Below are 25,948 nucleotides of genomic sequence, written 5' to 3' on the forward strand. Positions count from 1 at the left end.
TCAAACACATTGAGTTCTCCCTTTTTTTTTTGAAGTTCGTTTTCTTTCATCAAATGAAAAAAAACTCATCGATAAAAAAGGACTTTCTGTATAGTCAATTGCCCCAAACTTCTATTACTTTTTTATAAGAATACGTATAGTTTCACCTTTGAAGTGTTCAATTAAAACACCTTAAAAATGAAATTATACATCATCATCATAGCAAGTTTCTTATTTGTGCAAATTTCTTTCGCACAAGAAACAGCGAACACTTCACCAAAAATATGGTCTTTACAAGATTGTATTACATACGCACTAGAAAATAATATTACGGTAAAAGATGCATCACTTAATAAAAGTATTGCTGAAATAGATTATAACAAAGCTAAATATGCAAGATTACCCAATTTATTCGGGAGTGCTTCTCAAAGTTTTTCTAACGGAAATACCATTGATCCAATTAGTAGTGATTATGTAACAGATCAAATACATAGTACAAATGTTGGTATCAATAGTTCTATGATGTTATTTCAGGGAAACCAAATTAATAATCAGATTAAACAAAATAAGTTACTGTTAGATCAGAGTATTTTTTTAGAAGAAGTAGAAAAAAATAACATTGTTTTAAATCTTTTAGAAACGTATTTACAAACGCTTTACAGTAAAGAAAGTATTTCTATATCAGAAAATAACTTAGCAGCTTCAGAAAAAGAAGTTTTAAGAGCAAAATCTCGTTTAGATGCAGGTACAATTGCATTAAGTGATTATACGGAAGCTCAAAGTCAGGCAGCAACTAACAAATACAATGTTATTAGAGCAAAAAATGAATATCAACAATACATAATTGGACTAAAACAATTATTAGAAATCTCTCCATTACAAGATATAGAAATTGAAACTATTGATGAAAATATGGATTTAGTAAACCTAGAATTGAACAAGGTTGATGTCTATAGTAAAGCATTAGGTTTTTTACCAGAAATTAAAGCAAGTAATTTAAATATTGAAGCAAACGAAAAAGAATTAGACATTGCTAAAGGTGGTTTTTTACCAATACTAGCTTTATCAGGAAGTATGGGTTCTGGTTATACAAGTATCAATACAAATACATTTTCTGATCAGTTTGATGTGAATTTCAATCAGAAATTAGGATTGTCATTAACGATTCCGATTTTTAATAGAAATCAAACTAAAAGTGCTGTACAAACTGCTTCCATCAATATTGAAAAAGCGGAAATACAAAAACTATCTACAGAAAAAGATGTGTATAAAAAAGTAGAAACTGCTTATCAAAATGCAATATCTGCTCAAGAGCAAGTAATTGCTGCAGAGGCTTCTAAAGTTACTGCGGAACAAAGTTATAAACTAGCACAAAAAAAGTATGAATTGGGAGATTTAAGCACAACCGATTTAGTGATTAGTCAAAATACATTTACCAATGCACAACAAAACTATTTACAAGCAAAATACTTAAATATTTTATACCACCAATTATTACAATTTTATCAAGGAAATGATATCAAACTTTAATCAAAATCATCATGAAAAAAAATAAAAACATCATCATAAGTAGCATTGTAATTGTAGTACTTGCAATTGTAGGTTATTCTTTTTTTAATAGCGACGATGCTATCATTATAGAAGCTAAAACAGTGTTAGCAAAAACAGAAAATGTAACTACAATGGTTACAGCAACAGGTACTATAGAACCAATTACACAAGTAGAAGTAGGGACACAAGTTTCTGGAGTTGTAGAAAAAATATATGTAGATTATAACAGTGCTGTAAAAGAAGGGCAATTGATTGCTGAATTGGATAAAACCAATTTAAACGCTTCTAAAACACAAGCACAAGCAGCATATGACAATGCGTTATTTCAAAGAAGTTATATGAAAACTATTTTTGATAGACAGCAAAAACTGTACGATAATCAAGTAATTAGTAAATCAGATTTTGATGAAGCTCAATTCAATTATCAAACCTCAAAAGGGACAGTTACACAACGTTTATCTGATTTACAATCAGCAAAAACAAACTTAGGATATGCAAATATCTATTCACCAATAAACGGAGTTGTTTTATCGAGAGCTATTGATGAAGGTCAGACTGTTGCTGCAAGTTTAAGCACTCCAACTTTATTTACAATTGCACAAGATTTAAAAGAAATGCAAGTAGAGGCAGATGTTGATGAAGCAGATATTGGACAAGTAAAAGAAGGACAAAGAGTCGAATTTACAGTAGATGCTTACATAGGTCAAACTTTTGAAGGTGTAGTAACACAAGTGCGTTTAGATCCAACAGTAACATCAAATGTGGTAACGTATACTGTGGTTATAAAAGCTGATAATCCAGATTTAAAATTAAAACCAGGATTAACTGCAACTATTTCTATTTATACTTTAGAATTGAATGATGTGTTAACTGCAGAAGCAAAAGCTATCAACTTTAAACCTGAAACTGCAACCTTAGCAACTTATAATTTACAACATCAATTATCAGACAATAATAGCAGTTTATCTAAAGATGCAACAACACTTTGGGTATTAGAAAAAAATGGAGCAATCACTCCAAAAATAGTGAGTCTAGGAGCAAGTGATGGTGTAAATGTTCAAATATTAAGTGGTGTTCAACAAGATGAAAAGTTAGTTTACAGTTTAAAAGGTGTTGCAAGATCACAAGCAAGTAATTCTGCTAAAAGTGAAAGTCCTTTTATGCCACAAAGACCAGGAGCGAAAAAAAAATAAAGAGCCATGAGTAAAGAAATCATTAAAATAGACGCTTTAAAACGTGAGTTTACCATGGGAACTGAAACGGTTCATGCACTAAGAGGTATCTCGTTTGACATAAAAGAAGGGGAGTTTGTAACTATTATGGGATCGAGTGGTTCTGGTAAAAGTACGTTGTTAAATATCTTAGGATGTTTAGACCAACCTACTTCTGGAACGTATCAAATTGATGCTGTAAAAGTGAAGGATTTAAGTCGAAATGAATTGGCAACCATAAGAAACGAAAAAATAGGATTCATTTTTCAATCTTATAATTTATTAGCCAGAACATCTGCTTTAGAAAACGTAGAATTGCCTTTATTATATAATAGCAAGGTTTCTACTGAAGAACGAAGAGAACGTGCTATAAAAGCATTACAAATGGTTGGTTTGGCAGATAGAATGGATCACACACCTTCGCAACTTTCTGGAGGACAACAACAGCGTGTTGCCATTGCAAGATCTTTAGTAAATAACCCAGTAATGATTCTTGCCGATGAAGCCACAGGAAATTTAGATACAAGAACGTCTTACGAAATTATGTCACTTTTTCAAGAGTTAAATAAAAAAGGAATCACAATTACTTTTGTAACACACGAGCCAGATATTGCAACATTTAGTAATAGAACTATTGTTTTGAAAGATGGACATATAATTCAAGATTATAAAAATAATAAAGTACTGTCTGCAGCGCAAGAATTAGCAAAATTACCTAAACAAGACGATTAATTATGAGAGTATTCAATTTATTTAAAATCGCAACAAAAGCCATCATTCTTAATAAAACAAGAACCTTATTAACCATGTTAGGTATTATTATTGGTGTTGCTTCTGTAATTACAATGTTAGCAATTGGAGAAGGTTCTAAAGAAAGTATTCGTACTACTATTTCTGCAATGGGTTCTAACATGATTACCATTAAAGCAGGAGCGGATACACGAGGTGGAGTTAGACAAGCAGCAAGTATTATGGAGTCACTTACTTTAAACGATTATAAAGCTATAAAAAAGCAAGCAACATTGTTAAGTTATACGACACCAATGGTTAATGGAGGCGGACAAGTTATTAATGGTTCTAATAATTGGCCAAGTACTATTTATGGTGTAAACCCAGATTATTTAAAAATAAAAGTTGTCGATTTACAGAGTGGTAGTATGTTTACAGATGCTGAAGTAAAAACTGCTTCTAAAGTTGCTTTAATAGGACAAACTGTTGTAGATAATGTATTTCCTGATGGTAAAGATCCTGTGGGGCAAATGATTCGTTTTAATAATATTCCTTTTAAAATTATTGGGGTATTAGAGGAAAAAGGAGAAAACACTTTTGGTCAAGACCAGGATGATGTAGTGATTGCTCCATATACAACTGTACAAAAACGTATTTTAGCAATAGATCATTTAAATCAGATTATGGCGTCTGCTGTAAGTGAAGAAAAAGCACCAAACGCAGTACTACAAGTCACAGAAATTTTACGAACACAACATAAATTAACAGCTACAGAAGAAGATGATTTTCATGTACGTTCTACAGAAGCTATTGAATCTGTAGCAGAAAACTTTAAGGTTTTAGATACAGATAATAGTGCTAACTTAAACCTTACTGAATTAAAAGGCTTACTTGCGTTGTTAAAATAATATCATTTTATATTTATAGAGGCTTTCTAAAAAGTGATATTTATAATTCACTTTATAGATTGCTTTTATAGCTGTATAATCTTCAATTAGCTTTAAAATTAGAAAACACAGAATAGTTTCTTTTCTTTCTTTTAATATATTTTTAACAACTATCACTTTAAACTATCCAAACAAAATAGGGTCAAACTAGTAGTAAACAAAAAATTTAAAAAATAAAGATATTATGAAATTACTTATAAAAACATACGGAATAGCAGCTATACTTTTAGTTTCTCTTACACTAGAAACTTCTGCTCAAACAAGAAGGAGTACAAAAGAAAAAACGACAACTGTAAAAAGAAACACGAGTAAAAGAACAGTTAGTAAAAGAGTACCAAGAACAAAAGTAACTTACAAGAAACAAAAACGAAAAGTTGCATCTGTAAGAAATATACCAAATAGAAAAACGGTTACTCATAAAGGACATAATTATTACTATTCTAATAATAAATTTTATACATATTCTAGAGGTCGTTATATTGTAATTACTCCTAAATTAGGGTTTAGAATAAATATGCTACCAAGAAATTATAGAACGATACGATTTAATAACCGTAATTATTATAATGTAGAAGGCGTCTTTTACATGCAAATAAACAACGAGTACGAAGTAGTAGACCCAGAAGTTGGTACAATTGTTTATGAATTGCCTAACGATTATGAAAAAGTAATTATAGATGGACAAACCTATTATGAGTTTGCAAATATATTATATGAAAAAATACAAGTGAATGGCACTAGAGCTTATGAGGTTGTAGGTATCATAGAAATGAAATAAAGTTTAGGTTTGTTAAATGTTGACAAAAAGAGTGTAATTTAATAATTATGCTCTTTTTTTATTTAAAAAAAACAATATTTCTTGGTTGTTAAAAAATAATGGCACTATATTTGCCTTATAATTAGTAATATAAATTTAATAACATTATTATGAGTAAAGGTACAGTAAAGTTTTTCAACGAAACAAAAGGATTTGGTTTTATAACTGAAGAAGGAGTAAGCAAAGATCATTTTGTACACGTTTCAGGTTTAATAGATGAAATCAGAGAAGGTGACGAAGTTGAATTCGATTTACAAGAAGGAAACAAAGGATTAAACGCAGTTAACGTAAAAGTTATCTAAGAAATATACTTTAAGTTTTATAAAAGCCCATCAATTAATTGATGGGCTTTTTTTTGTCTTTTATCCTTAGCCTAAAGCTATATCGTTATAAAGTTTACAACTTTTATTAAAAAGTATGTCGTTGCTCATCTATAGAAGAAGCGCTCAATAATTTATTAAACAGTTTAATACTATCAAAATTACGCGTAATTTCTTCAGATACTGCAACTCCAGAAATTCCTGTTTCTAAAATACCAGTAACATCATCTGTAGTAATACTACCAGCACCAATAATTGGAGTTTCAGTTTTTAAAGCATCAACAATTAAAGAAAAACCATTTACCCCTAAAACTTTTGATTCATTATCTTCATTAGAAGAAACTCTAAAAGGACTTAAAGTAATATAATCTACTTTTTTACTAATTAAGCTTTCACAATCTTGTAAAGTATTTGCTGTTCCACCAATAATTTGCCAAGTATATAAATGCTCTAAAGCAGTTGTAGCGCAAAAATCTGTATTTTCTAAATGAACACCATCTGCTTTTACTTGTTTTGCTATTTTATAATGATCTTTTAGAATTAATCTAGTTTGAAAATGAGACGTAATTTCTCTAGCTTCATTTGCAAATTTTAAATATTTTTTTTCTGAAATATTATGTATGTTTAATTGCACTAATTCTGCACCAGATGAACACGCTTTTTGAATATTTTCTAAATGTTCTTTTGGAGAAGCTCCTTGAGATATGTAATGTAGTTTAGGTATCATTATTCTTCGTTTTTAGTTGAAAACAGTATTTTCAACCTAAATTTTATTCTTTAATTATCAAGATTCAGTTTAGCACAATAGAGACTTCTTTATCACTTATAAAACAAGTAATACTACTTAGTAGACACTTTTTTAGCGTATTGCATAAAATAATCTTCAAAACGTTTTAGAATTGGATGCAGTTTTTCGGAATACAACACATACTGACATTTAGGAGCACTTTGTGTAATTGCCATTAAAGCAGCATACGATTTTTTATCAACTAAAAATTCTGCATCATCAATATTAAAAATCTTTAATTGAGTTGTATTTACTCCTTCTAATAAAAGTAACTTATTCATAGTGATAGGTGTACAGATTAGAATGTCTACACCTTCAAATATTTCTGATTTCAATAATTCAATATGCTGTCTTTCATCACATCCATAAAGACGCAACGTAGTATGCCTTGTATATGCTAAAAAAGCATCATATAATTCCATTGCTTTTTCACTACTTTCTACAAGAACAACAGCTCTTGGCGCAGTACCAACTTCCTCACATTTAAGTTTTTGCATGGTAGTTAATATCATTGCTGTCGTTTTCCCACTACCTTTTGGAGCAGTACAAAATAGATTTGCTCCACTTTTTATAACAGGAATACTTTTAATCTGAAATGGAGTAGGAGTTGATATTTCATGAGACTCTAACTTCTCTTTGATTTCGAAATGTAATTTTTTAAAAGGCATAGTGTAAAAACGTAATTATTAAGCATAAAAATGAAGGCAAAGATACAATTTAATTGATGTACTTATTTTTTCTATTGTAACTTTTGTAATCGAAAATTTATACTAGTTATTAAACAGATAACAAGCGCTATTTAATAATTAATTTCTTTATCAAAAGGAAAGAATTCCTGATGCTTTTGGTACTTATTTTAGATTACTATTCTGCATTTTTCCATGCTTCTTTTAAAAATACCAAGTCTTTTTTAATACGCTTAAAAACCTCTTTTTTAGGAATTGTTATTTTATTTGATCCCTTTTCTGCACCACCTAAATCATATTCCACATGCAAAGAAACAGGAACATTTATTTTATATTTTTTAAGCAAAGAAAAGTAACGATTAAAATCTACCATACCTTCACCTAAAGGAACATTAACTGGTTGCCATTTTCCATCTACAACTCCCCATTTAACATCTTTTAATACGATAGAATTTATATACGGTTTAATTCGTCTTAGCCCAAGTTCCCAACTCTCACCACCTTCTATTACAGCATGTCTAATATCATATTGACTTCCCATAAACTTCCCTTTAGTTTCTTCTAAAATAGGAAGTAAGTCCCAAACTGGTGCGCCAACATTCATACCCGAATTATTTTGATAACCTCCAATAAGACCTAAGCTTTCATTCAGAATTTCTAAATCTCTTGCCTGTTTTCCATATAAAGCCTGACTTTCAGTAATTGGGGTATCTTCTGGATACTTTAACCAATCTGTGCGATAATTTGTAAAACCTAACTTACTAGCAGTTTCCAAAACAGTTTTTTGCAAATTATTATGAGCATCCCAAACATTGGTAGACATCATTTTTGGAGCAAGACCATGTTTTTTCATAGCTTCCACTGCTTTTGGCAAATCATCAATTACATTTTCTGGTAATACATGTCCTTTTGGACGTACCGTTAAATCTAATCCATCAAAACCCATTTCTACAGTAGCTGCAGACATATCATTATAATTAAGAAATTGTAGATGTTTTGAAAACAAATGCACATTTAGATCATTATCTTCTGCCATAAAAGATTTCTGTAACAATGGGTTTACAAAAGACATAAATGGAATGGCTGTTAAAGCCATGGCAGATAGTTTTGCAAATTCTCTTCTAGAATAGTTCTCTGAATGGTTACTCATTTTATCTTTTTTTATTGATTGTTGTTTTATTATCGACCTTTTGCTAAGATACATTAAAACTGGTTAACCAATTTAGTTTAATAAAAATAAGCATAAAAAAAGAGCTATAACACATACGCATTATAGCTCCTTAAGTAAAAATCGAATTATTATTTTTTATTAGAACCTTCAAATTTATAAGAAATACCAAAATTAATCCCGAAAGAAGAATAAGGTACTTTTTGTGATAATTTCTTTGAACCATCAGTATTTGTATGTGATAATTCATCAACATAAGTAGATTCTTTATAAATACCTGAAGGTAAATTATCTAAAGAATAAAAACTAGGTACAGCAACAGTACCATCAGGTAAAACGATGTCTGTATTGAATTCTGTAATTTCAGAATCTTTTCTTTTTAAACTAATTCCATAATATTCTGCTTCAACAAAAAGAGAAAAGTTAGTGTCTAAATCGAATTTATAACCAAGAGCTGCCACAACACCTAAAGGAAAATGTCCGTGATAATCTTCTACATAATTTGTTTCTGTGTAAGAACCACTATTTAAAGGAATGTTTATAGAATTAAAATAGGCTACTTCAGGATCTGAAAAAACATCTTTTTTATACACAACTGCTTCTGTTTTTCCACCAACTTTGACTAGAGCTCCTAAGCGTCCATAAAAATTATCATTAAATTTATAAACCATAGAAACTGCTGCTCCAAATGCACGCGCTCTTGCAATTGCATTTATATCAACACTGGTATCTAAGGTTCCATCTTCTTTAAACTCGTAACCTTTAGAAATTGTTTGATCTGCACCATTAAGATATCCTAATGCTAAATCTATACCAAACTTATCATTAAAGAAATAAGTTCCTCTTACTTGTAAATTTAATCCTTCACCATAACTACCATAAGTGTTTTCTGTTTGTGTAGAATTAACTTTCTCTCCCAATTTCATTCCAGCACTTCCAATTGAATATCCTGAACTAACTGAGACATTAAATTGCCCATAAGAAATTGCGCTTATACAAAGGGCTGAAAATACGATGATTAAATGTTTCATAATCTACTATTTTTAAATTATTAATTTGATATATAATGATTAAACTTATTTTTTGTTAAAACGTTGCTAACAGAGAATAAATGTAAAGATTTTGAAGTTAAAACAACCTAATTTATTTTGAAAATATCATTAAATATTCACCAAAAAACTAACTTGACAGAGCAATGAAGATAAGACCGTATTTTTGTGTTATTATATATGATAAAAAGACGCGTAATTAGCAGATAACTATTACATTTAATCTCGATTCCATTTACAAGGAAAAAGGCACATTTATGAAAACGCAACCTACACTATATTCCATATTAGATCTTGCTTTAGTTTCTAAAGATCATACACTAAAACAAACTTATAATAACGTGCTAAATTTGGCGCAAAATGCTGAAAGGTTTGGGTATGCACGATATTGGTTGGCAGAACATCATAATTCGTCAAATATTGCAAGTAGTGCAACCTCTGTATTAATCGGTTATGTTGCTGCAGGTACAAACTCAATTCGCATTGGTTCTGGTGGTATTATGTTGCCAAATCATTCTCCATTAATCATAGCCGAACAATTTGGTACGTTAGCGTCTATTTATGAAAACCGAATTGACTTAGGCTTAGGTAGAGCACCAGGAACAGACAGAGAAACAGCACAAGCAATACGTTCAGATTTTATGAAAGCTGCACAATCTTTTCCTGAAGAAGTTAATAAAATACAACAATACTTTTCTGCAGAAAATAAAAACTCTAAAGTACGAGCTACTGTAGCAGAAGGAGTAGATGTACCTATTTATATACTAGGTTCTAGTACAGATAGTGCTCATTTAGCGGCAAAAAAAGGATTGCCTTATGCATTTGCAAGCCATTTTGCAACGACTCATTTATGGGATGCTATAGAAATTTATCGCAAAGAATTTAAACCATCAAACGATTTACAAAAACCGTATTTAATAACAGGTGTAAATATTATTGTTGCTGATACTGATGAAGAAGCCCAACGTTTATCAACCTCTTTAATACGTATGATTATTGGCATATTTACTGGAAAACGAGATTTTGTACAACCACCTATAGATATGACAAATGAGTTAGAAGGTGTTTTGCAAAACCCACAAGTACATCAAATGTTAAAATATTCTTTTATAGGAAGTAAAGCCACTGTTAAAGCAGGAATAAAAGAATTTATAGCGCAAACAAAAGCAGATGAATTGATTGCTGTAACTAATATTTATGATGGTAAAGACAGAATACGATCTTATGAATTATTTGCTGAAATTATGAAAGAGTTGAATTCGTAATTGAGTTTAAGTTACTATATTTTTGATACTACTTTAACTACACATTTATTTATAATACAGTTGTATCACTAAAAATACATATTAATTTTTATACTACAATTCCCCCCTTTTTCTCAACAACAAAAACACCCCAGTCTGCAATAGACTTAATTAACGGAATTAACGTTTTTCCAAAATCGGATAACGAATATTCCACTTTTAAAGGAGGCTTAGAGGTATATACTTTTCTTTTTACAATTCCATCTTCTTCCAGATTCTTTAATTGTAAGCTTAAAGTGCGCTCTGTAACAGTTGGCATTTCCTTTCTTAATTCGTTGTATCTAAGCGTGCGATTTATCAAATGAAATAAAATAACAGTTTTCCATTTTCCACCAATTACACCCATGGTTAAACTTGCGCAACAAGGGTATTCTTTTCCTTTAAATTTATACATAATACAGTTTTAAAAATGATACGATTATTATTTATATATAATGCAAAGGTATAATACTATACTTAATTATACAACTATACTTTTTATAGTAAATAAATATATATTCAAAAACCTCATTTTCAGTATTTTAAGTAATTAATTTTATACTATACTTTTCGACCGTTATTGTAAGAAACTAAAACTATATCTACTTTTGCACCTATACTTTTGATAGTATGTTTATAAAGCAATAATAGAGAAACAATATATAATTATGAAAACACCAAACATTTTAAAAGAAGACATTATAAATGCATTCAACTTTAGACATGCAACAAAAGAATTTGATGCTACTAAAAAAGTATCAGATGAGGATATTAATTTCATCTTAAAAACGGCAAACTTATCTCCAAGTTCATTTGGTTTTGAACCTTGGCATTTTGTGGTTGTTCAAGATAAAGAATTACGTGAGTTGTTAAAACCTGTAGCTTGGGGAGCGCCTTTAAAATTAGATACTGCTAGTCATTTTGTATTGGGTTTAAGTATGAAAGCCCCCATGGTAAAACATGATGCGGCTTACATTATGCACATGATGAAAGAGGTAAAGCAATTACCAGAAGATGTTATTGAAATGTATTCTAAATTTTATAGAGAATTTCAAGAGCGTGATTTTGATTTAGATACTGATAAAAAATTATTCGATTGGTCTGCGAAACAAACCTACATTGCTTTAGGTAATATGATGACTGCTGCTGCATTAACAGGCATTGATAGTTGCCCTATTGAAGGATTTCATCAAGAAAAAGCAGAGGCTTTATTAAAAGATAAATTTGGTATTGATACTAATAAATATGGTTTATCATTTATGGTTGCTTTTGGATATAGAAAAGAAGATCCAGCACATGAAAAATCTAGAAGAAACATGGAAGATATCGTTACTTGGAAGTAATTTTTTTCAACTCATATTTATTAAAATCCACTCTTTATGAGTGGTTTTTTTTTGATAAAAAAATTCAAATAGAATAGTAGTAGCAATGTTAAAAAAACAATTTATTTCTTTCGCTTGTAATGATTTTGTGTCAATTGATTCAAAAATGTTTTCGCTTTCACAAGTTCAAAACTCAGTTCTTTTGGAAGGTTTGAAAACAAAGGAGAACCACCACCTAATAAAATCGGAATTGTAGTAATTCTCATTTCGTCAATTAAATCGTCTTTTAAAAAACTTCTTATCATAGTTCCTCCATCAATGTAAAGTCGATGATATCCTTTTTTATGAATCTGCTCTAAAATTTCTGTCAATGTTCCATTAACCAAAAAGGCTTTTCCTTTATAACTTTCAGGTATTTCGTTTAAAGTAGTACTCAATACAAATACGGGTTTATCATAAGGCCAATCAACATCAAAGCCACAGACAGTTTCAAATGTTGTGCGTCCCATAACAAGTGCATCAATATTGTTGGTGAATTCTACATATCCCATGTCGTCATTAGTAGGATTTTGGATTGAATAAAGCCAATCAATTCCACCATTTTTGTCTGCGATATAACCATCTAAACTTGTTGCAATAAATACACTGTTTTTACTGTTCATTTTTTTTAAAATTTGATGAATCTTTAGTAAGCTTATTATCTCGGAACTAAATTAGTAAAAGAAAGCGAACTAGATTATTTTATATACTACAAAATTATTGTATCACATTAGTTTGTTAACAACGATTATACATCATAAAAACAGAAAGAAAGTGTAATCGTAAACAACACTAAAATTTTTTTATTTAACTGTTTATTATTGATTTAGGTCATTGTTTTTTAATTTTCTTCTACCTACATTTAAGAGTATAAAATTTTGTCAAGTATTTAATTATGAAAAGATTAAAATGGATTATACCGTTAATTTTAGCAATAGGAATTTTAGCTTATTTTATTGTTATAAAACCACAATTAGATACCAAAAATATAGAATTTACCTATACTTCATTAAAAAAAGGAAACATTGAATCCATCGTTTCAAGTACAGGAACTTTAGAGGCTATTAATACGGTTGAAATTGGGACACAAATTTCTGGAACGATAAAAAAGATTTATGTTGATTATAATGAGAAGGTAAAGGCTGGACAACTGTTAGCTGAAATGGATTTAAAATTATTAAAAACAAACTTAATTAGTGCTCAAGCTAATTTAGCGGTAAGTAAAGCACAATTAAATCAGGCAAAAGAAGAATACGACAGAAGTAAAATATTGTTTGAAAAAGGAGTGATTGCACAACAAGAATTTTCGAACATAAAATATACTTATGAGCAAGCTACAGGTACAAATAAAGCCGCTGCTGCTAATGTGAATAACATTCAGGTTACCATGCAGTTTGCACGTATTACTTCACCAATAAGTGGTACAATTACAGAAAGAAGTGTAGAAGAAGGACAAACAGTAGCAGCTTCATTTGCAACACCAAGAATGTTTATTATTGCAGAAGATCTTTCTAAAATGCAAATCTTAGCAGATGTAGATGAAAGCGATATTGGTTATGTTCATAATAAAATGAAGGTTCGTTTTAGTGTACAAACGTATCCAGAGAAAGAGTTTTTGGGAGTTGTAAGCCAAATTAGATTGCAACCTATTCAAGTTAATAACGTAGTAAATTACCAAGTAGTTGTTAATGTTGATAATACTGATGGCTTATTATTACCAGGTATGACAACAAACCTTGAGTTTATTACCCAGAAAGCAAACAATGTATTTCTTATCAATAATTCTGCCTTACGTTTTAGACCTAACGAATTAATGCTTAAAAATTTAAAACCTGTTTTAGAAGAAAAAGCTAAAAAAAATCTTCCAGATTCTATTTATCAAAAGTTTACAAAAGCAATTAATAATGATGAAACATATATCCCTACAAGGTTTAAAAAAGGTTTACCCTCGAGTATAGATGGTTTTTTCTATAAAAATACGAACGGAAATATCAGTTTTAAATTCATTGAAATTGGTATAAAAACAGGGTTGCAATCACAAATTAAACGATTTTATGATGGTTCTGAAGTATCAGAAGGTATAAAAGCAATCAATGGTATTAAATCAAAAAAATAGAAATGATTATGCCAAAAAAGAAAGTCATAGAAACTAGGAAATTAAATCGTGTATTTAAAACGGGGGACATAGAAGTACATGCACTTTCTAACATTAATATTGTTATTGAAGAAGGAGAATTTGTTGCTCTTATGGGATCTTCTGGTTCAGGAAAATCAACCTTACTACATATTTTAGGCTGCTTGGATCAACCTACTTCTGGCGAGTATTATTTAGACGGAGTGTTTGTAAATACTTTGAATAAAAATCAACTAGCAGATATTCGGAATCAAAAAATCGGATTCATTTTTCAAAGTTATAATCTACTATCACGAACAACAGCGCTCGAAAACGTAGAATTACCATTGGTTTATGACAGAACAGATCGTTTTACAAATTCTAAAGAGCTCGCAAAAAAAGCATTAGAACAAGTAGGATTGGGAAATCGCATACACCATAAAACGAATGAACTTTCTGGAGGACAACAACAGCGTGTTGCTATTGCTAGAGCTTTGGTAAACAACCCTGCGTTAATTCTTTCTGATGAAGCCACAGGTAATTTAGATAGTAAAACCAGTATTGATATTGCAGATTTGTTTGTCCGTTTAAATAACGAAGGAAAAACAATTTTAATGATTACACACGAACCCGAAATTGCAAATTTTGCAAAACGGATGATTTATTTAAGAGATGGTCGCGTTTTAACCGACGAGCAAATTAAAAATAGAAGTACTAAAGAAAGTGCTTTAAAAGATTTAGAGTTAACTACTTAACCTAATATAATGAAGCAATTACTAAAAACATTTAAAGTCGCTTTTCAATCTATTAATAAAAATAGAACGCGAAGTTTGCTTACAGCGCTTGGTATTATTATTGGTGTTGCTGCTGTTATTATGACCATTTCTGCAGGAGAAGGAGCAACGCAAGCAGTACAAAGTCAAATATCTGGGTTAGGCACCAACTTGTTAATGATCACCACTAAAACAGAACACAGAGCAGGTATTGATGTAAGAATGGGAAGACCTGTTGATGAAAAAGACTTTAATATTTTACAGAAAAACTCGGTTTGGATGTTAAAATTATCACCATTAATAGCAAATGGAGTAAGAGCTATTGGTCCGCAAGGAAATAAATCGACCACAATTTATGGAGTATCATCAGATTATTTCGACATTTTAAGTCGAGAAATTGTTTCAGGAGATATTTTTACTGATGAAGATGTAAAAGCAGCGCGTAAAGTTTGTGTAATTGGCGAAACCATTAAAAAAGAACTCTTTATAGGAGAAGATCCTATAGGGCGACAAATTAGAATTAACAAAGTACCGTTTACTATTGTTGGCCTCTTAAAAGAAGAAGGAAAAGGTACAATGGGGCAAGATCAGGATGATATGTTAATTGCACCTTATACAACAATACAAAACAGATTGTACGGACATAGAAGAGGCTATAATATGATAATGGCAAGCGCTATAAGTGAAGATCATATTGTAGATGCAGAAATTGAAGTAACCGAACTTTTAAGAGAATCGCATCGTATTTTAGAAAGTGAAGAGGATGATTTTGAAGTGACAACTCAAATTGAACTACAAGAAATAACAGGGAATGTTACAGGTATTTTAACGTTAATATTAGGTGCCATTGCAAGTATTTCTCTTATTGTTGGTGGTATTGGTATTATGAATATTATGTTGGTTTCTGTTACAGAACGTACAAGAGAAATAGGAACTCGTTTGGCAATCGGAGCAAGAGAAAGTGATATTTTAACCCAGTTTTTAATTGAAGCGATTGTACTGAGTTTAGTTGGTGGTGTTATAGGTATTGTATTAGGTATTATTGGCAACCAAATTATTTATAAAGCAACTGATTTCTATATACCAACAGCAGTAAATTCTATCTTAATAGGTTTTGGTTTTTCGGTATTGGTAGGTATTGTTTTTGGCTATTTTCCTGCTAGAAAAGCAGCTAGATTAAATCCTATTGATGCTTTACGTTATGAGTAGAAAGTTTTAATAGTTAATGATTAAAAATTAAACTTAAAAGACCTTACAATACTTGAAAAGAATTATTTTTGTATTCAAATATTTTTACAAATGCAAGAAAGAAGTTTACAACGAATTTCACTCTCAACTTATTTTTTATTATCAGGTATTTGTTTTTCTTCTTGGGCATCAAGAATTCCAACAATAAAAGACAATTTTAATTTTAGTGAAGAGCAATTAGGTAATATGCTAATGATAATGCCTGCAAGTGCTATTATTGGTATTCCGCTTTCTGGTTGGTTGGTCTCAAAATACGATAGTAGAATACCGCAACAATTTGCCTATGTATTCTTTTCTATAGCACTTCTGTTAATTGGTTTTTCAACGAGTTTACCCTTACTTATTTTTGCGCTGTTTCTATTTGCGGTAAGTTTAAGAATCTTAAACATATCTATAAATACACAATCTATTTTTTTACAAGAAAAATTTGAAAAACGCATAGTTGGTGCTTTTCATGGTTTATGGAGTATTGGTGGCGTAATAGGTGTTTTATTTACAACCTTAATGTTGAAACTAAACATTTCTATTCAAATGCATTTTTTGATGGTTGCTATTTTTACATTGATTACCATTTTTATTGCATATCCTTATTTAATAAAAAATGATAAAGCGAAAGCTGGAAATAAATTTAAGTTAGAGAAGCCCAACAAATACATTATGCTTTTAGGTTTAATGGTATTTCTTGCTGCTGTTTGTGAAGGCGGAATGTATGATTGGAATGGCGTTTACTTTAAAGATGTAGTAAAAGAAGAAGTTTTTACGTACGGATATTTACTTTTTATGATTTGTATGTCTATTTATAGATTAACGATAGACAAATTGATCGATTATTTTGGAATGAAAAAGTTATATTTTTTAAGTTCCATTTTAATAATGAGTGGAGTTTCAATCGCTGTAATGATACCTGAATTCTGGCCTGCACTTATTGGTTTTTGTTTGGTAGGAATAGGTGTTTCAGGTCTTTTTCCTATGACATTTATATTGGCAGGTAAAGCAAAAAAGTATTCTACAGGAATCGTTATTTCAATCGTAGGGACTTATTCTACAGTGGGTATGTTTTTAGGCCCTCCTATAATTGGGTATTTAGCAGAGTCTTTCGGGTTGCAAAAAGCGTTTATTGTATTTATAATTGGTGGGTTTCTATTTATTCCTTTAACAATAAGTGTATTCAATCATTTAAAAAAGATTTAAAACAATCTGTCATTGCTAAAGAGGAACGATTGAAGCAATCTCATAAATTGTAACTATCCGATAAACAGATTACCACGTCCTAACGTCCTCGTAATGACATTTACATTTTGTCATTGCGAAAGAGGAACGATTGAAGCAATCTCATCAGTTAATAAAGAATCACAACCCGACATACTATAATTTCAGTAAGAATTCAAAAGGAATGAAACTGCAAGTGTCCAAAGCTTGTCCTCAACTCGATTGGGGAACTAAATAAAAAGTCTGGACACGATAGTGGAATTTCTTGTAGAATTCAATGAAATTATAGGAAGTCTAGATTTTTGATGAAGCCTGTGCTGAACTTGATTCAGTATTCATCAATGGAAAAGAATAAAGAATTAAAAAAACATTCAAAGAGGAACGATTGAAGCAATCTGCTAAATTAATGTTCCAAACACCTCTATACTTGTTATTCCTACAAAGCACGTATAATTATTTTCAGCACTAAAAAACAGGCCTTCATTCTGTCTTATTTTGGTTTGGTTCTGGTCTCCTTCGGAAAATGACCTATTTTTCAAAAATAGACTACTAGCGTCCCCGAACAAACCCCGAACAAGACTCGAACAAAACCCCCTAAAAATAGCTATCTTGTGTCAGGAGAGGTCAGGATGTGTCACCGTGTGTCATCGTGTGTCAGGACGTGTCAAAAAAGACGAATATATTAGCTTGTGTTTTCACCTTAAACAACTGTAAAACTGCGACTTAATAAGATTATTTATACTAAAGAAGAGAAATGGATTAATCTATTTGTATTTTAAACAGATTGGATACTTTGTTTTGGATAGAAGTGAGGTTATCTCTTCATTTTTCTTTTCGTTTTTTACCAAACGAAAATAGGAGAGAAGCATAATGTGTATGTAATAGCATATTCTCTTTATTTCATATTGTTATTCGTAGCTAATGACTTGGTATAATTCAGTATATTTAAACTTTTCTTTCCCTTAACTAATTGAATATTCTAAATAAAAGTTAAAAATATCATTTCAGAATCAAATAAATAATATAAGTAATGGCGTTTTTTATTGATAACAAACAACAATTCAACTTAGAAGTTGATAGGGATAAAATAGGATTTCGAAAGTGCCAATTAGGAGCTGTTTGGGCTGTTAAAAGTCATTATACAAAGAGTAAATCACCTGCTCTAATAAGCATGCCAACTGGGTCAGGTAAAACTGCTTTAATGATAGCATTATGCTTTGAGTTAAAAACAAAAAAGGTATTAATAATAACACCTTCAGTTGTTATTAGAAAACAGATTTTTGATGTTTTTAGTGAAATGGAAATATTAAAAACTTTAGGGGTCTTTAATAGTGAAGAAAAGCCAAAAGTAAATAATCATATTGGGTATTTAAAAAATGAAAATGATTGGATAAAAGCAACAAAATCATATGATGTGGTTGTTTCTACACCACACAGTTGTTCTTCTGAAATGAAAGATAACATAGCTTCTCCAAAAGATTTATTTGATTTAATAATTATTGATGAAGCTCATCATACACCTGCTAAAATTTATGAAAGTGCTTTTAAAGATTTTAAAGACTCAAAAATTATTTTATTAACAGCAACTCCTTTTAGGAGAGATCGAAAAAGAATTAAAGGTGAGTTGATTTATCACTACCCTATAGCTGAAGCGATAGAACATGATATATATAGACCTGTTACCTTTAAAAATATAGATACAAACAATGGAAAAAGTCAAGAAAAAGATTCTCTTTTAGCAAATGCTGCGATAGAAAATTTGAGAAATGAGCAAAAAAATAATCCAAATGCTCAATTATTGATCAAAACTAGAAAGATTAATTCTGCAGAAGAATTAAAAAAAATATATGAAGCTAAAGGAGTATCGGTTGGTTTAATACATAGTAGGAATACAAATAAACAAAACGAAGATTGTTTGATTAAGTGTAAAAAAGGTGAATTAGAAAGTTTAATAGCTTTAGGTATGATTGGTGAAGGTTTAGATATACCAACATTGAAAATAAGTGTACTACATGATATACCGAGAACCTTACCTACAACTATTCAATTTATTGGTAGAATTTCAAGAGTACATAAAAATCAAACAGGAAATGCAATTTTAATTGCAGATAGAAACTATGTAAAAGGAGAAGTTAAGAAGCTATATTATTTTGATAAATCATGGGATTTATTAATTCCTGATTTAGTTAGTAAAATTAAAACAAACTCACCATTATTTCCTGATTTAGAACCAAGTGAGTTAAATCCATTAGGTATATCTCCTGATGATTTAAAACCATTCTTTAGTACAAAAATCTATAAGACAAAAGTTGGTTTTGAATTTAAAAAAGGTTTTCATAAAAAAATGCCTTCAGGAATTAAATTAGTCTTTACTCATCAAGAAAATTTTAATTCTCCTTTGATATTAATTACAAAGCATAAGAAAACATTGCCTTGGGGAAAAGACTCAGCATTATTTCAAGATAATTATGATTTACATATTTTATATTTAATTGATGATTTTTTATTTGAAAGTACGACTTCTGATTTGATTTTAAATCATATGAAATCTAAACTATTTGATACAAAAAAATATGAAATTGTCCCAGCATCATATATAAGAAATGGATTAAGTGATAACACTATTGGTCAGTACTTTATGGTTGGTATGTCAAATATTTATGGAAGTGGGGCATCAAATCCAACATATAAGATGTTAATGGGACTAGAAGTGGAGTCTGCAGTTAAACATTCTGATGGTGCTGTATTTTCTTTTGGCCATGCATTATCAAGAATAGACGAAAATGAAACTAGAGGTATTGCTGTAAATAATGGTCGAATATGGGCTATTAAAAGAAAAAATATTAAAGAATTTTCGATTTGGTGTCAACATATTCATTCCCTAATTAAATTAGGCAATAATGAATCGAAAATTCCTAGGATGTCGAATTTAGCTAATTTTAAAACTGTTGAAAAATTCGAAGATACACCTGTTTCTATTCAATTAGATAGTGTTTGTTTCCAAATGGCAATAGCTATTATTACAAAAGGTGATAAAGTTTACAAAAGCTTCATTCCTGAAATTATTTTTGATAATTTATCAAATAATAATAAAAAAATTGAATGTTCATTATTTGTAGAAAAAGATGAGCTTGCAAAAATTTACTTTGACTTTGATAATGAAAAAAAATGGGTTGTTAACTCAGATACAGAAATTAATATATTTATGGATATTCCTGACAAAGATCCAATAAATACTAGCCTTGATGACTTTATAAATGGATATCCACCATTAATAATATTTCAAAATGCAAAAAGTTTAAGAGGTTCTACATTGTTTGAGCCAAAAATTAAGGAACAAAAATTTGATAGGACCTTATTTAAAGCGATAGATGGCGGTTGGGATGAAACAGATATAAGGAAAGAAGCAGAAGAACCTACAGAGCCAGGGAAAATTTATAATGTACAACAAAAGACTATTAAAGTAATAACTGATAGTCCGGATTATTTAGATGATGACATTATAGTTATTGATGATGGTGCAGGAGAAATGGCTGATATAATATGGTTTTCAGTAGAGAAAAAAATCATTCACTTTTTTCATTGCAAATTTTCTTATACAGATAAATCAGGAGCAAATATGAGTAATATAACGGAATTATTACAACAAGCCATGAGAAATTGTATTTGGATAAGGTCTAGTTTCATAATTAAACAATTATTGAATAGAGTAAATAGAACTAAAAATTCAAGAATTCTAGATGATAAATTTGATGAATTAAATGAATTAAATGAGGATTTTATCCCTACAGATTGGGATTATAAAGTTTGTTTGGTTCAACCAGGTCTTTCTAAATCAGCTGTTTTTAAAGATAACATGACAAATGTAGAAAAACTACTAGTAATTTTACATGACAGACTAAGTAGTTCAGGATGTAACCTTACTATTTGGGCAGATGAATAGAATTCTTTATTAAACCTTTAAATATTCAATAACTTTTAACATAGAAGGTAATATTTTGTCAGCCAAAAAAAGAGGGGCGGTTGTATCTTCAGGAATTACGATTGTTTTTATAGACGCCGTTATAGCAGTAATTAAACTAATAACACTATCTTAAAGAACTAAATAATTAGTGGTTTTACTCCTGATTTATTAGTAACTTTTAAATATACTGCAGGATGGGTAGACTAGAAAAGTTTGCTGAAAAATAATTATTAATCAAACTAAAATCACCAACCCGACATGCTATAATTTCAGTAAGAATTCAAAAGGAATGAAACGGCAAGTGTCCAAAGCTTGTCCTCAACTCGATTGGGGAACCAAATAAAAAGTCTGGACACGATAGTGGAGTTTCTTGTAGAATTCAATGAAATTATAGGAAGTCTAGATTTTTTTGTTTCTTTTTTCATCAATGGAAAAAAGAAAAGAATAAATAAACAGATTACCACGTCCTAAAGTCCTCGTAATGACATTTACATTTTGTTAATACGAAATAGTATTATACTTATTCATTATTCTTAACAAGACTCTCAATAGCATAAAACAAACGATTCTGAGCATTATCTTGCGACCCAAAAAAGGATCGAAACAATTCACCTTTTTCTGAAATTAAAACCCATTGAGGCGTTCCTTCTGCCTTAAATTGGTCAAAAACTTGGTGATGTTCATCAATATAAATCGGAAACGGATTCTCGCCACTGGTAAAAACACTTTTAATGGACGCTTTTGTTGCTTCTCTATTTACAAAATTAGCATGAATACCTAAAACTTGAATAGCTGGATATTGTTGCTGAAATTGATAAGCCAAAGGAATTGCGCGTCCTGTACAACCTAAACAATCATTATTATAAATAATAAGTAGCAGCACTTTATCAGAATATTTTTTCATTAAATCTACAGCAAATCCATCTAAGTCTAAAACGGATATTGATTGTATTCTATTATTCATTTTTAGTTATTTATGATTTATAAATGCTTTTAAATTTAAGGATGTAAAATAATAGTAGTATAAAGTGTGTAAAATAAATAAACTCGTTAAATTTAAAATAGTATTTAATGAGCCTTTAAATATTCAACAACTTCTAACATAGAAGTCAAAACAGTATCTGCCAAAGAAAACCGAGCATCTGTTTTATCTTCCGGAATTACAATTGTTTTCATAGAAGCAGCTTTTGCAGCAATTAAACCTGTAACACTATCTTCTAGCACCAAACAATTACTAGGTTGTACGCCTAGTTTTTTAGCAACTTTTAAATACACTGCAGGATGAGGTTTCCCATAAACTTCATTATCGGCACTACAAACAACATCAAAATAATGCGCTATAGACAATCTATTAAAAACAGCTTTAATAATTTGTGGACTAGATGAGGTAGCTAAAGCAATCTGATAGTTGTTTTCTTTTAAAAAATCTAACAATTCATACAAGCCTGTTTTAGCGTTCCCTTTTTCATTAATTAAACTTGCAACTGCAGTAATAATTTCTTGCTCTAATAATTGTGGAGAAACTTTTAACGAATGTAATTGACACCAAGTAAGTGCAACATCATCAATTCTTTTCCCCATTGTATATTGTATACAATCTGCTACAGTAATCGGTGTATTGTATTTTAATAAGATGTTAATTTGTGCTTGTCTCCAAAAAGGTTCAGAGTCAATAATAACACCATCCATATCAAAAATAAAGGTGTTTAGAACCATTGATGTTAATTTAGAATAGTACTCCGCCAAGGTACTGAATATCGTGTAGAATTTCAGTTCATAATACGCCTTATTTATTTTAAAAAACATCAGTTAAGATATACAGAAATCACTGAATATATAAACATTACTTTTGGTTAAAAACAAAAGTTGTTACTACAGTTTCTTTAAAATTTTATTAAATAATCTTCATCTGTAACATTAATAGAACACTCTTTTTTAAGTAGCAAAAATAGGTGTGAAGTGGAATCTGTGTGTAATCGTATTATCTATTAAATAAATTCATAACCAATGTTTCAAATAGCTATTAAAAATAGGTTATATTATAATAAACAAGTAGTTTAGTCAAAAAAATAGTACTTTTAGCTTTAAGCCACAAAACTTGGTGGCATTAACAGAATAAATCCCCCTTATATGTTAGAAAAATTAATTTCAAGAAATAATATAACAATTCATGGTGATGGTAACAAATCGATGTTATTTGTTCATGGTTATGGATGCGATCAGAATATGTGGCGGTTTATTACTCCCCAATTTAAAAAGGATTACAAAATAATTCTTATTGATCTTGTTGGTTCAGGGAAATCTGATGAAAATGCGTATGATTTTGATAAATATAGTTCGCTAGATGGTTATGCAGACGACATCGTTGAAATTTGTGATGCCTTAGATTTAAAGAATCTAACTTTTGTTGGACATTCTGTAAGTGCAATGATAGGCGTACTTGCTAATTTAAAAAGACCTGCTATTTTCGAAAAATTAATTATGATTGGTCCATCTCCAAGATACATTAATGATAATAATTATTATGGAGGTTTTTCTCAAAATGATATTGATGAGCTTATAGCTACTTTAGAATCTAACTACTTAGGTTGGTCTAGTGCTATGGCACCTGCTATTATGGGGAATGATGAAAAACCAGAACTAGCAGAAGAATTAGAACAAAGTTTTTGTCAAACCAATCCTGAAATAGCAAAGCACTTCGCAAAAGTTACTTTCTTAGGAGATAACAGAAGTGACCTTGATAAACTTACTACAGATACTCTTATATTACAATGCAACTCAGATGTTATAGCATCAATAGAAGTAGGGCAGTATGTACATAAACATGTTTCTAATAGTAAATTTGTTTTATTAGACGCAACAGGTCATTGTCCACACCTTAGTGCTCCTAACCAAACGATCGAAGCAATGAAAAGCTATTTAATATAAATTCTAATAAACGAGCTACAAATCTTAATGAATTATAACATAGACTATAAAGAACTTTATAACACTTCTCCTTACGGTTATTTTTGCTCATTACCAGATGGCACCATCATTGATTCTAACAAACGTTTTTTAGAATTTACCAACTATAAAAGAAAAGAGGTCATCAATATAAAAAAAGTTACAGATTTTCTTTCTATTGGAGGTAAAATATACTTTCAAACGATCTATTCTCAAAAGTTAAATTTAACGGGTACTGTAGAAGAAATAAATTTTGATTTTATTAAAAAAGACGGAACTAAATTTCCTGTTCTGATTAATTCAGTCGAAATAAAAAGTAAAGAAGGGCATCACATTTTTACACAATCAACAGTATTCAATATCTCACAAAGGAAAAAGTATGAAACAGAGCTTCTAATTGCCAAAAAGAAATCGGAAGAACTCTCTAATGAATTGACACTTAGAAATAAAGAATTACAAATTGGTTCTGAATTAATTTTACAACAAAAATTACAATTAGAAAAATTCAATCAAGAGTTAGAAAATAAGAATAAACAACTCTCAAACTTCACACATATAGCCTCTCATAATTTAAGAGCTCCTGTTAGTAACCTTAACTCGTTAATGGATTTCTACAATGAAAGTACAGATATAGATGATAAGGCAATGCTTTTTACTAAATTCGAAATAGTGATAGGGCATCTCACAGAAACATTAAATGAATTAATAGCGTCTGTAAAAATTCAGATGGATGTAAATATAAAGCACGATCCTGTAATTTTTGATGTGATTTTAAGTAAAACAATGGGAATTTTAGAAGGCAAAATATTGGAGTCTAGCGCTGTGATAACCTCAAATTTTGCTGAAGTACCAAATATTGAATATCCTAAACTTTATTTAGAAAGTATCATACTAAACCTCTTGTCTAATTCCATTCGATATAGATCTCCTAATCGTATTGCTAAGATACATCTGTCTACAGAAATAAATAACAATGAAATAACGCTTATAGTTACGGATAATGGACTTGGAATCGATTTAAAAAAACATAGGCACCGCCTTTTTAAACTCAACAATACGTTTCATAGACATCCAGATTCTAAAGGCGTTGGACTTTTTATGACCAAAATTCAAATAGAAACAATAGGTGGTTCTATAGACGTAGAAAGTGAAGTAGAAAAAGGAACTACCTTTAAAGTAATGCTAAGAAAAATATAAAATTATGAATAAGCCCCTTTTAATAGGTATTATAGATGATGATGAAATTTATCAATTTACGTTAACTAGAATTATAAGTCGATATAAATTAGCCAACAAGACGCTTTCTTTTTTTGATGGAGAAAAAGCTATTGAATACCTTACAGATAATATATCGATCGAAGAAAATATTCCTGATGTCATTTTTTTAGATAATAACATGCCAATTATGGATGGGTGGCAGTTTATAGAAGAATATGCAAAAATGGAAACTAAAATTAAAAAAAAGGTGTTAATTTTTATGGTAAGTTCTTCAGTAGATCCTAATGATATCGAAAGAGCAAATAAAACAAATCAAATCTCCGATTATTTTATAAAACCTGTAAGTATCGATGATATCAATGGCGTTTTTGATAATTTAGAGAAGTATATTTAAGATCAGAATTAAATAGGTAAAATACTGATTACAATTATTTTGCACAATAAAATAATCTAGAAAGTTTTGTAATATCTCTTAGATGTATATTGAAAGAGCTAAACAACATCATAAAAAAAAAAGAATAAACAATTATTAAAGTTTAGCTAAATAATTTGCTGCATTTTCAATATGCTGTTGTCTTTTTTCTTGTGG

At 29.9% G+C, this 25,948-nt stretch carries 24 protein-coding genes; 16 read left to right on the forward strand and 8 right to left on the reverse strand.

What is annotated here, in order from left to right:
* Positions 1-177: 177 nt before the first annotated feature.
* From BTO07_RS02620 to BTO07_RS02645, 6 genes are all read left to right on the forward strand, one after another.
* Positions 178-1,509 carry a TolC family protein gene (locus BTO07_RS02620; protein WP_087519753.1) on the forward strand — a complete coding sequence of 444 codons (1,332 nt, stop codon included), beginning with the start codon at positions 178-180 and terminating at the stop codon, positions 1,507-1,509.
* 11 nt (positions 1,510-1,520) lie between these two features.
* Complete coding sequence (locus tag BTO07_RS02625) at positions 1,521-2,723, forward strand: efflux RND transporter periplasmic adaptor subunit (RefSeq protein WP_087519754.1); 1,203 nt, start codon at positions 1,521-1,523, stop codon at positions 2,721-2,723.
* Positions 2,724-2,729: 6 nt separating this feature from the next.
* Positions 2,730-3,473 (forward strand): ABC transporter ATP-binding protein, encoded by a 744-nt coding sequence (locus BTO07_RS02630; RefSeq protein ID WP_087519755.1) that lies wholly within the window; start codon positions 2,730-2,732, stop codon positions 3,471-3,473.
* Positions 3,474-3,475: 2 nt separating this feature from the next.
* Positions 3,476-4,378, forward strand: coding sequence for an ABC transporter permease (locus BTO07_RS02635; protein ID WP_232457075.1), 903 nt, complete (start codon positions 3,476-3,478; stop codon positions 4,376-4,378).
* Positions 4,379-4,601: 223 nt separating this feature from the next.
* Entirely contained in the window at positions 4,602-5,195 is a 594-nt protein-coding gene (locus BTO07_RS02640; protein ID WP_087519756.1) for a DUF6515 family protein, read from the forward strand.
* A gap of 149 nt (positions 5,196-5,344) precedes the next feature.
* On the forward strand, positions 5,345-5,536 hold the full coding sequence (locus BTO07_RS02645) for a cold-shock protein (RefSeq protein WP_087519757.1): 192 nt from the start codon (positions 5,345-5,347) through the stop codon (positions 5,534-5,536).
* 106 nt (positions 5,537-5,642) lie between these two features.
* On the opposite strand, the gene BTO07_RS02650 is transcribed toward BTO07_RS02645, so the two are convergent.
* The 4 genes from BTO07_RS02650 to BTO07_RS02665 form a co-directional block, all read right to left on the reverse strand.
* Positions 5,643-6,281 (reverse strand): thiamine phosphate synthase, encoded by a 639-nt coding sequence (locus BTO07_RS02650; RefSeq protein WP_087519758.1) that lies wholly within the window; start codon positions 6,279-6,281, stop codon positions 5,643-5,645.
* A gap of 113 nt (positions 6,282-6,394) precedes the next feature.
* Entirely contained in the window at positions 6,395-7,009 is a 615-nt protein-coding gene (locus BTO07_RS02655; protein WP_087519759.1) for a DEAD/DEAH box helicase, read from the reverse strand.
* Positions 7,010-7,205: 196 nt separating this feature from the next.
* Complete coding sequence (locus BTO07_RS02660) at positions 7,206-8,177, reverse strand: sugar phosphate isomerase/epimerase family protein (RefSeq protein ID WP_087522529.1); 972 nt, start codon at positions 8,175-8,177, stop codon at positions 7,206-7,208.
* A 149-nt stretch (positions 8,178-8,326) separates the two neighbouring features.
* Positions 8,327-9,226, reverse strand: a complete 900-nt coding sequence (locus tag BTO07_RS02665; RefSeq protein ID WP_087519760.1) for an outer membrane beta-barrel protein — start codon at positions 9,224-9,226, stop codon at positions 8,327-8,329.
* A gap of 275 nt (positions 9,227-9,501) precedes the next feature.
* Here BTO07_RS02665 and BTO07_RS02670 point away from each other — a divergent pair, with 275 nt between their 5' ends.
* Complete coding sequence (locus BTO07_RS02670) at positions 9,502-10,509, forward strand: LLM class flavin-dependent oxidoreductase (RefSeq protein ID WP_087519761.1); 1,008 nt, start codon at positions 9,502-9,504, stop codon at positions 10,507-10,509.
* Positions 10,510-10,597: 88 nt separating this feature from the next.
* Here the strand turns inward: BTO07_RS02670 and BTO07_RS02675 are convergent, their stop codons facing one another.
* Positions 10,598-10,942 (reverse strand): winged helix-turn-helix transcriptional regulator, encoded by a 345-nt coding sequence (locus BTO07_RS02675; RefSeq protein ID WP_087519762.1) that lies wholly within the window; start codon positions 10,940-10,942, stop codon positions 10,598-10,600.
* Between the two features lie 253 nt (positions 10,943-11,195).
* On the opposite strand from BTO07_RS02675, the gene BTO07_RS02680 reads away from it, so the two are divergent.
* Positions 11,196-11,870 carry an NAD(P)H-dependent oxidoreductase gene (locus tag BTO07_RS02680; protein ID WP_087519763.1) on the forward strand — a complete coding sequence of 225 codons (675 nt, stop codon included), beginning with the start codon at positions 11,196-11,198 and terminating at the stop codon, positions 11,868-11,870.
* A 101-nt stretch (positions 11,871-11,971) separates the two neighbouring features.
* On the opposite strand, the gene BTO07_RS02685 is transcribed toward BTO07_RS02680, so the two are convergent.
* Positions 11,972-12,511: a dihydrofolate reductase family protein gene (locus BTO07_RS02685; RefSeq protein WP_087519764.1), complete on the reverse strand. Its 540-nt coding sequence runs from the start codon at positions 12,509-12,511 to the stop codon at positions 11,972-11,974.
* Between the two features lie 272 nt (positions 12,512-12,783).
* Here BTO07_RS02685 and BTO07_RS02690 point away from each other — a divergent pair, with 272 nt between their 5' ends.
* The 5 genes from BTO07_RS02690 (at position 12,784) to BTO07_RS02710 (ending at position 21,174) form a co-directional block, all read left to right on the forward strand.
* On the forward strand, positions 12,784-14,004 hold the full coding sequence (locus BTO07_RS02690; protein WP_087519765.1) for an efflux RND transporter periplasmic adaptor subunit: 1,221 nt from the start codon (positions 12,784-12,786) through the stop codon (positions 14,002-14,004).
* An 8-nt stretch (positions 14,005-14,012) separates the two neighbouring features.
* Positions 14,013-14,756 carry an ABC transporter ATP-binding protein gene (locus BTO07_RS02695; RefSeq protein ID WP_087522530.1) on the forward strand — a complete coding sequence of 248 codons (744 nt, stop codon included), beginning with the start codon at positions 14,013-14,015 and terminating at the stop codon, positions 14,754-14,756.
* Positions 14,757-14,765: 9 nt separating this feature from the next.
* Positions 14,766-15,983 (forward strand): ABC transporter permease, encoded by a 1,218-nt coding sequence (locus tag BTO07_RS02700; protein WP_087519766.1) that lies wholly within the window; start codon positions 14,766-14,768, stop codon positions 15,981-15,983.
* Positions 15,984-16,073: 90 nt separating this feature from the next.
* Positions 16,074-17,213, forward strand: a complete 1,140-nt coding sequence (locus BTO07_RS02705) for an MFS transporter (protein ID WP_087519767.1) — start codon at positions 16,074-16,076, stop codon at positions 17,211-17,213.
* A 1,048-nt stretch (positions 17,214-18,261) separates the two neighbouring features.
* Positions 18,262-21,174 carry a DEAD/DEAH box helicase gene (locus tag BTO07_RS02710; RefSeq protein WP_087519768.1) on the forward strand — a complete coding sequence of 971 codons (2,913 nt, stop codon included), beginning with the start codon at positions 18,262-18,264 and terminating at the stop codon, positions 21,172-21,174.
* 541 nt (positions 21,175-21,715) lie between these two features.
* Here BTO07_RS02710 and BTO07_RS02715 read toward each other — a convergent pair.
* Together BTO07_RS02715 and hxpB are read right to left on the reverse strand one after the other, a co-directional pair.
* Positions 21,716-22,159, reverse strand: a complete 444-nt coding sequence (locus tag BTO07_RS02715) for a TlpA family protein disulfide reductase (RefSeq protein ID WP_087519769.1) — start codon at positions 22,157-22,159, stop codon at positions 21,716-21,718.
* 104 nt (positions 22,160-22,263) lie between these two features.
* Positions 22,264-22,911 (reverse strand): hexitol phosphatase HxpB, encoded by a 648-nt coding sequence (gene hxpB, locus BTO07_RS02720; RefSeq protein ID WP_087519770.1) that lies wholly within the window; start codon positions 22,909-22,911, stop codon positions 22,264-22,266.
* Positions 22,912-23,325: 414 nt separating this feature from the next.
* Between hxpB and BTO07_RS02725 the strand changes: the two genes are divergently transcribed.
* From BTO07_RS02725 to BTO07_RS02735, 3 genes are read left to right on the forward strand one after another with little or no spacing between them, the layout of a single operon-like run.
* Positions 23,326-24,123, forward strand: coding sequence for an alpha/beta fold hydrolase (locus tag BTO07_RS02725; RefSeq protein ID WP_087519771.1), 798 nt, complete (start codon positions 23,326-23,328; stop codon positions 24,121-24,123).
* 27 nt (positions 24,124-24,150) lie between these two features.
* Positions 24,151-25,338 (forward strand): PAS domain-containing sensor histidine kinase, encoded by a 1,188-nt coding sequence (locus tag BTO07_RS02730; RefSeq protein ID WP_087519772.1) that lies wholly within the window; start codon positions 24,151-24,153, stop codon positions 25,336-25,338.
* Positions 25,339-25,342: 4 nt separating this feature from the next.
* Entirely contained in the window at positions 25,343-25,753 is a 411-nt protein-coding gene (locus tag BTO07_RS02735) for a response regulator (RefSeq protein ID WP_198342501.1), read from the forward strand.
* Positions 25,754-25,948: the final 195 nt, after the last annotated feature.

Origin of the sequence: Polaribacter sp. SA4-12, from assembly GCF_002163675.1 — a bacterium.
GTDB lineage: Bacteria > Bacteroidota > Bacteroidia > Flavobacteriales > Flavobacteriaceae > Polaribacter.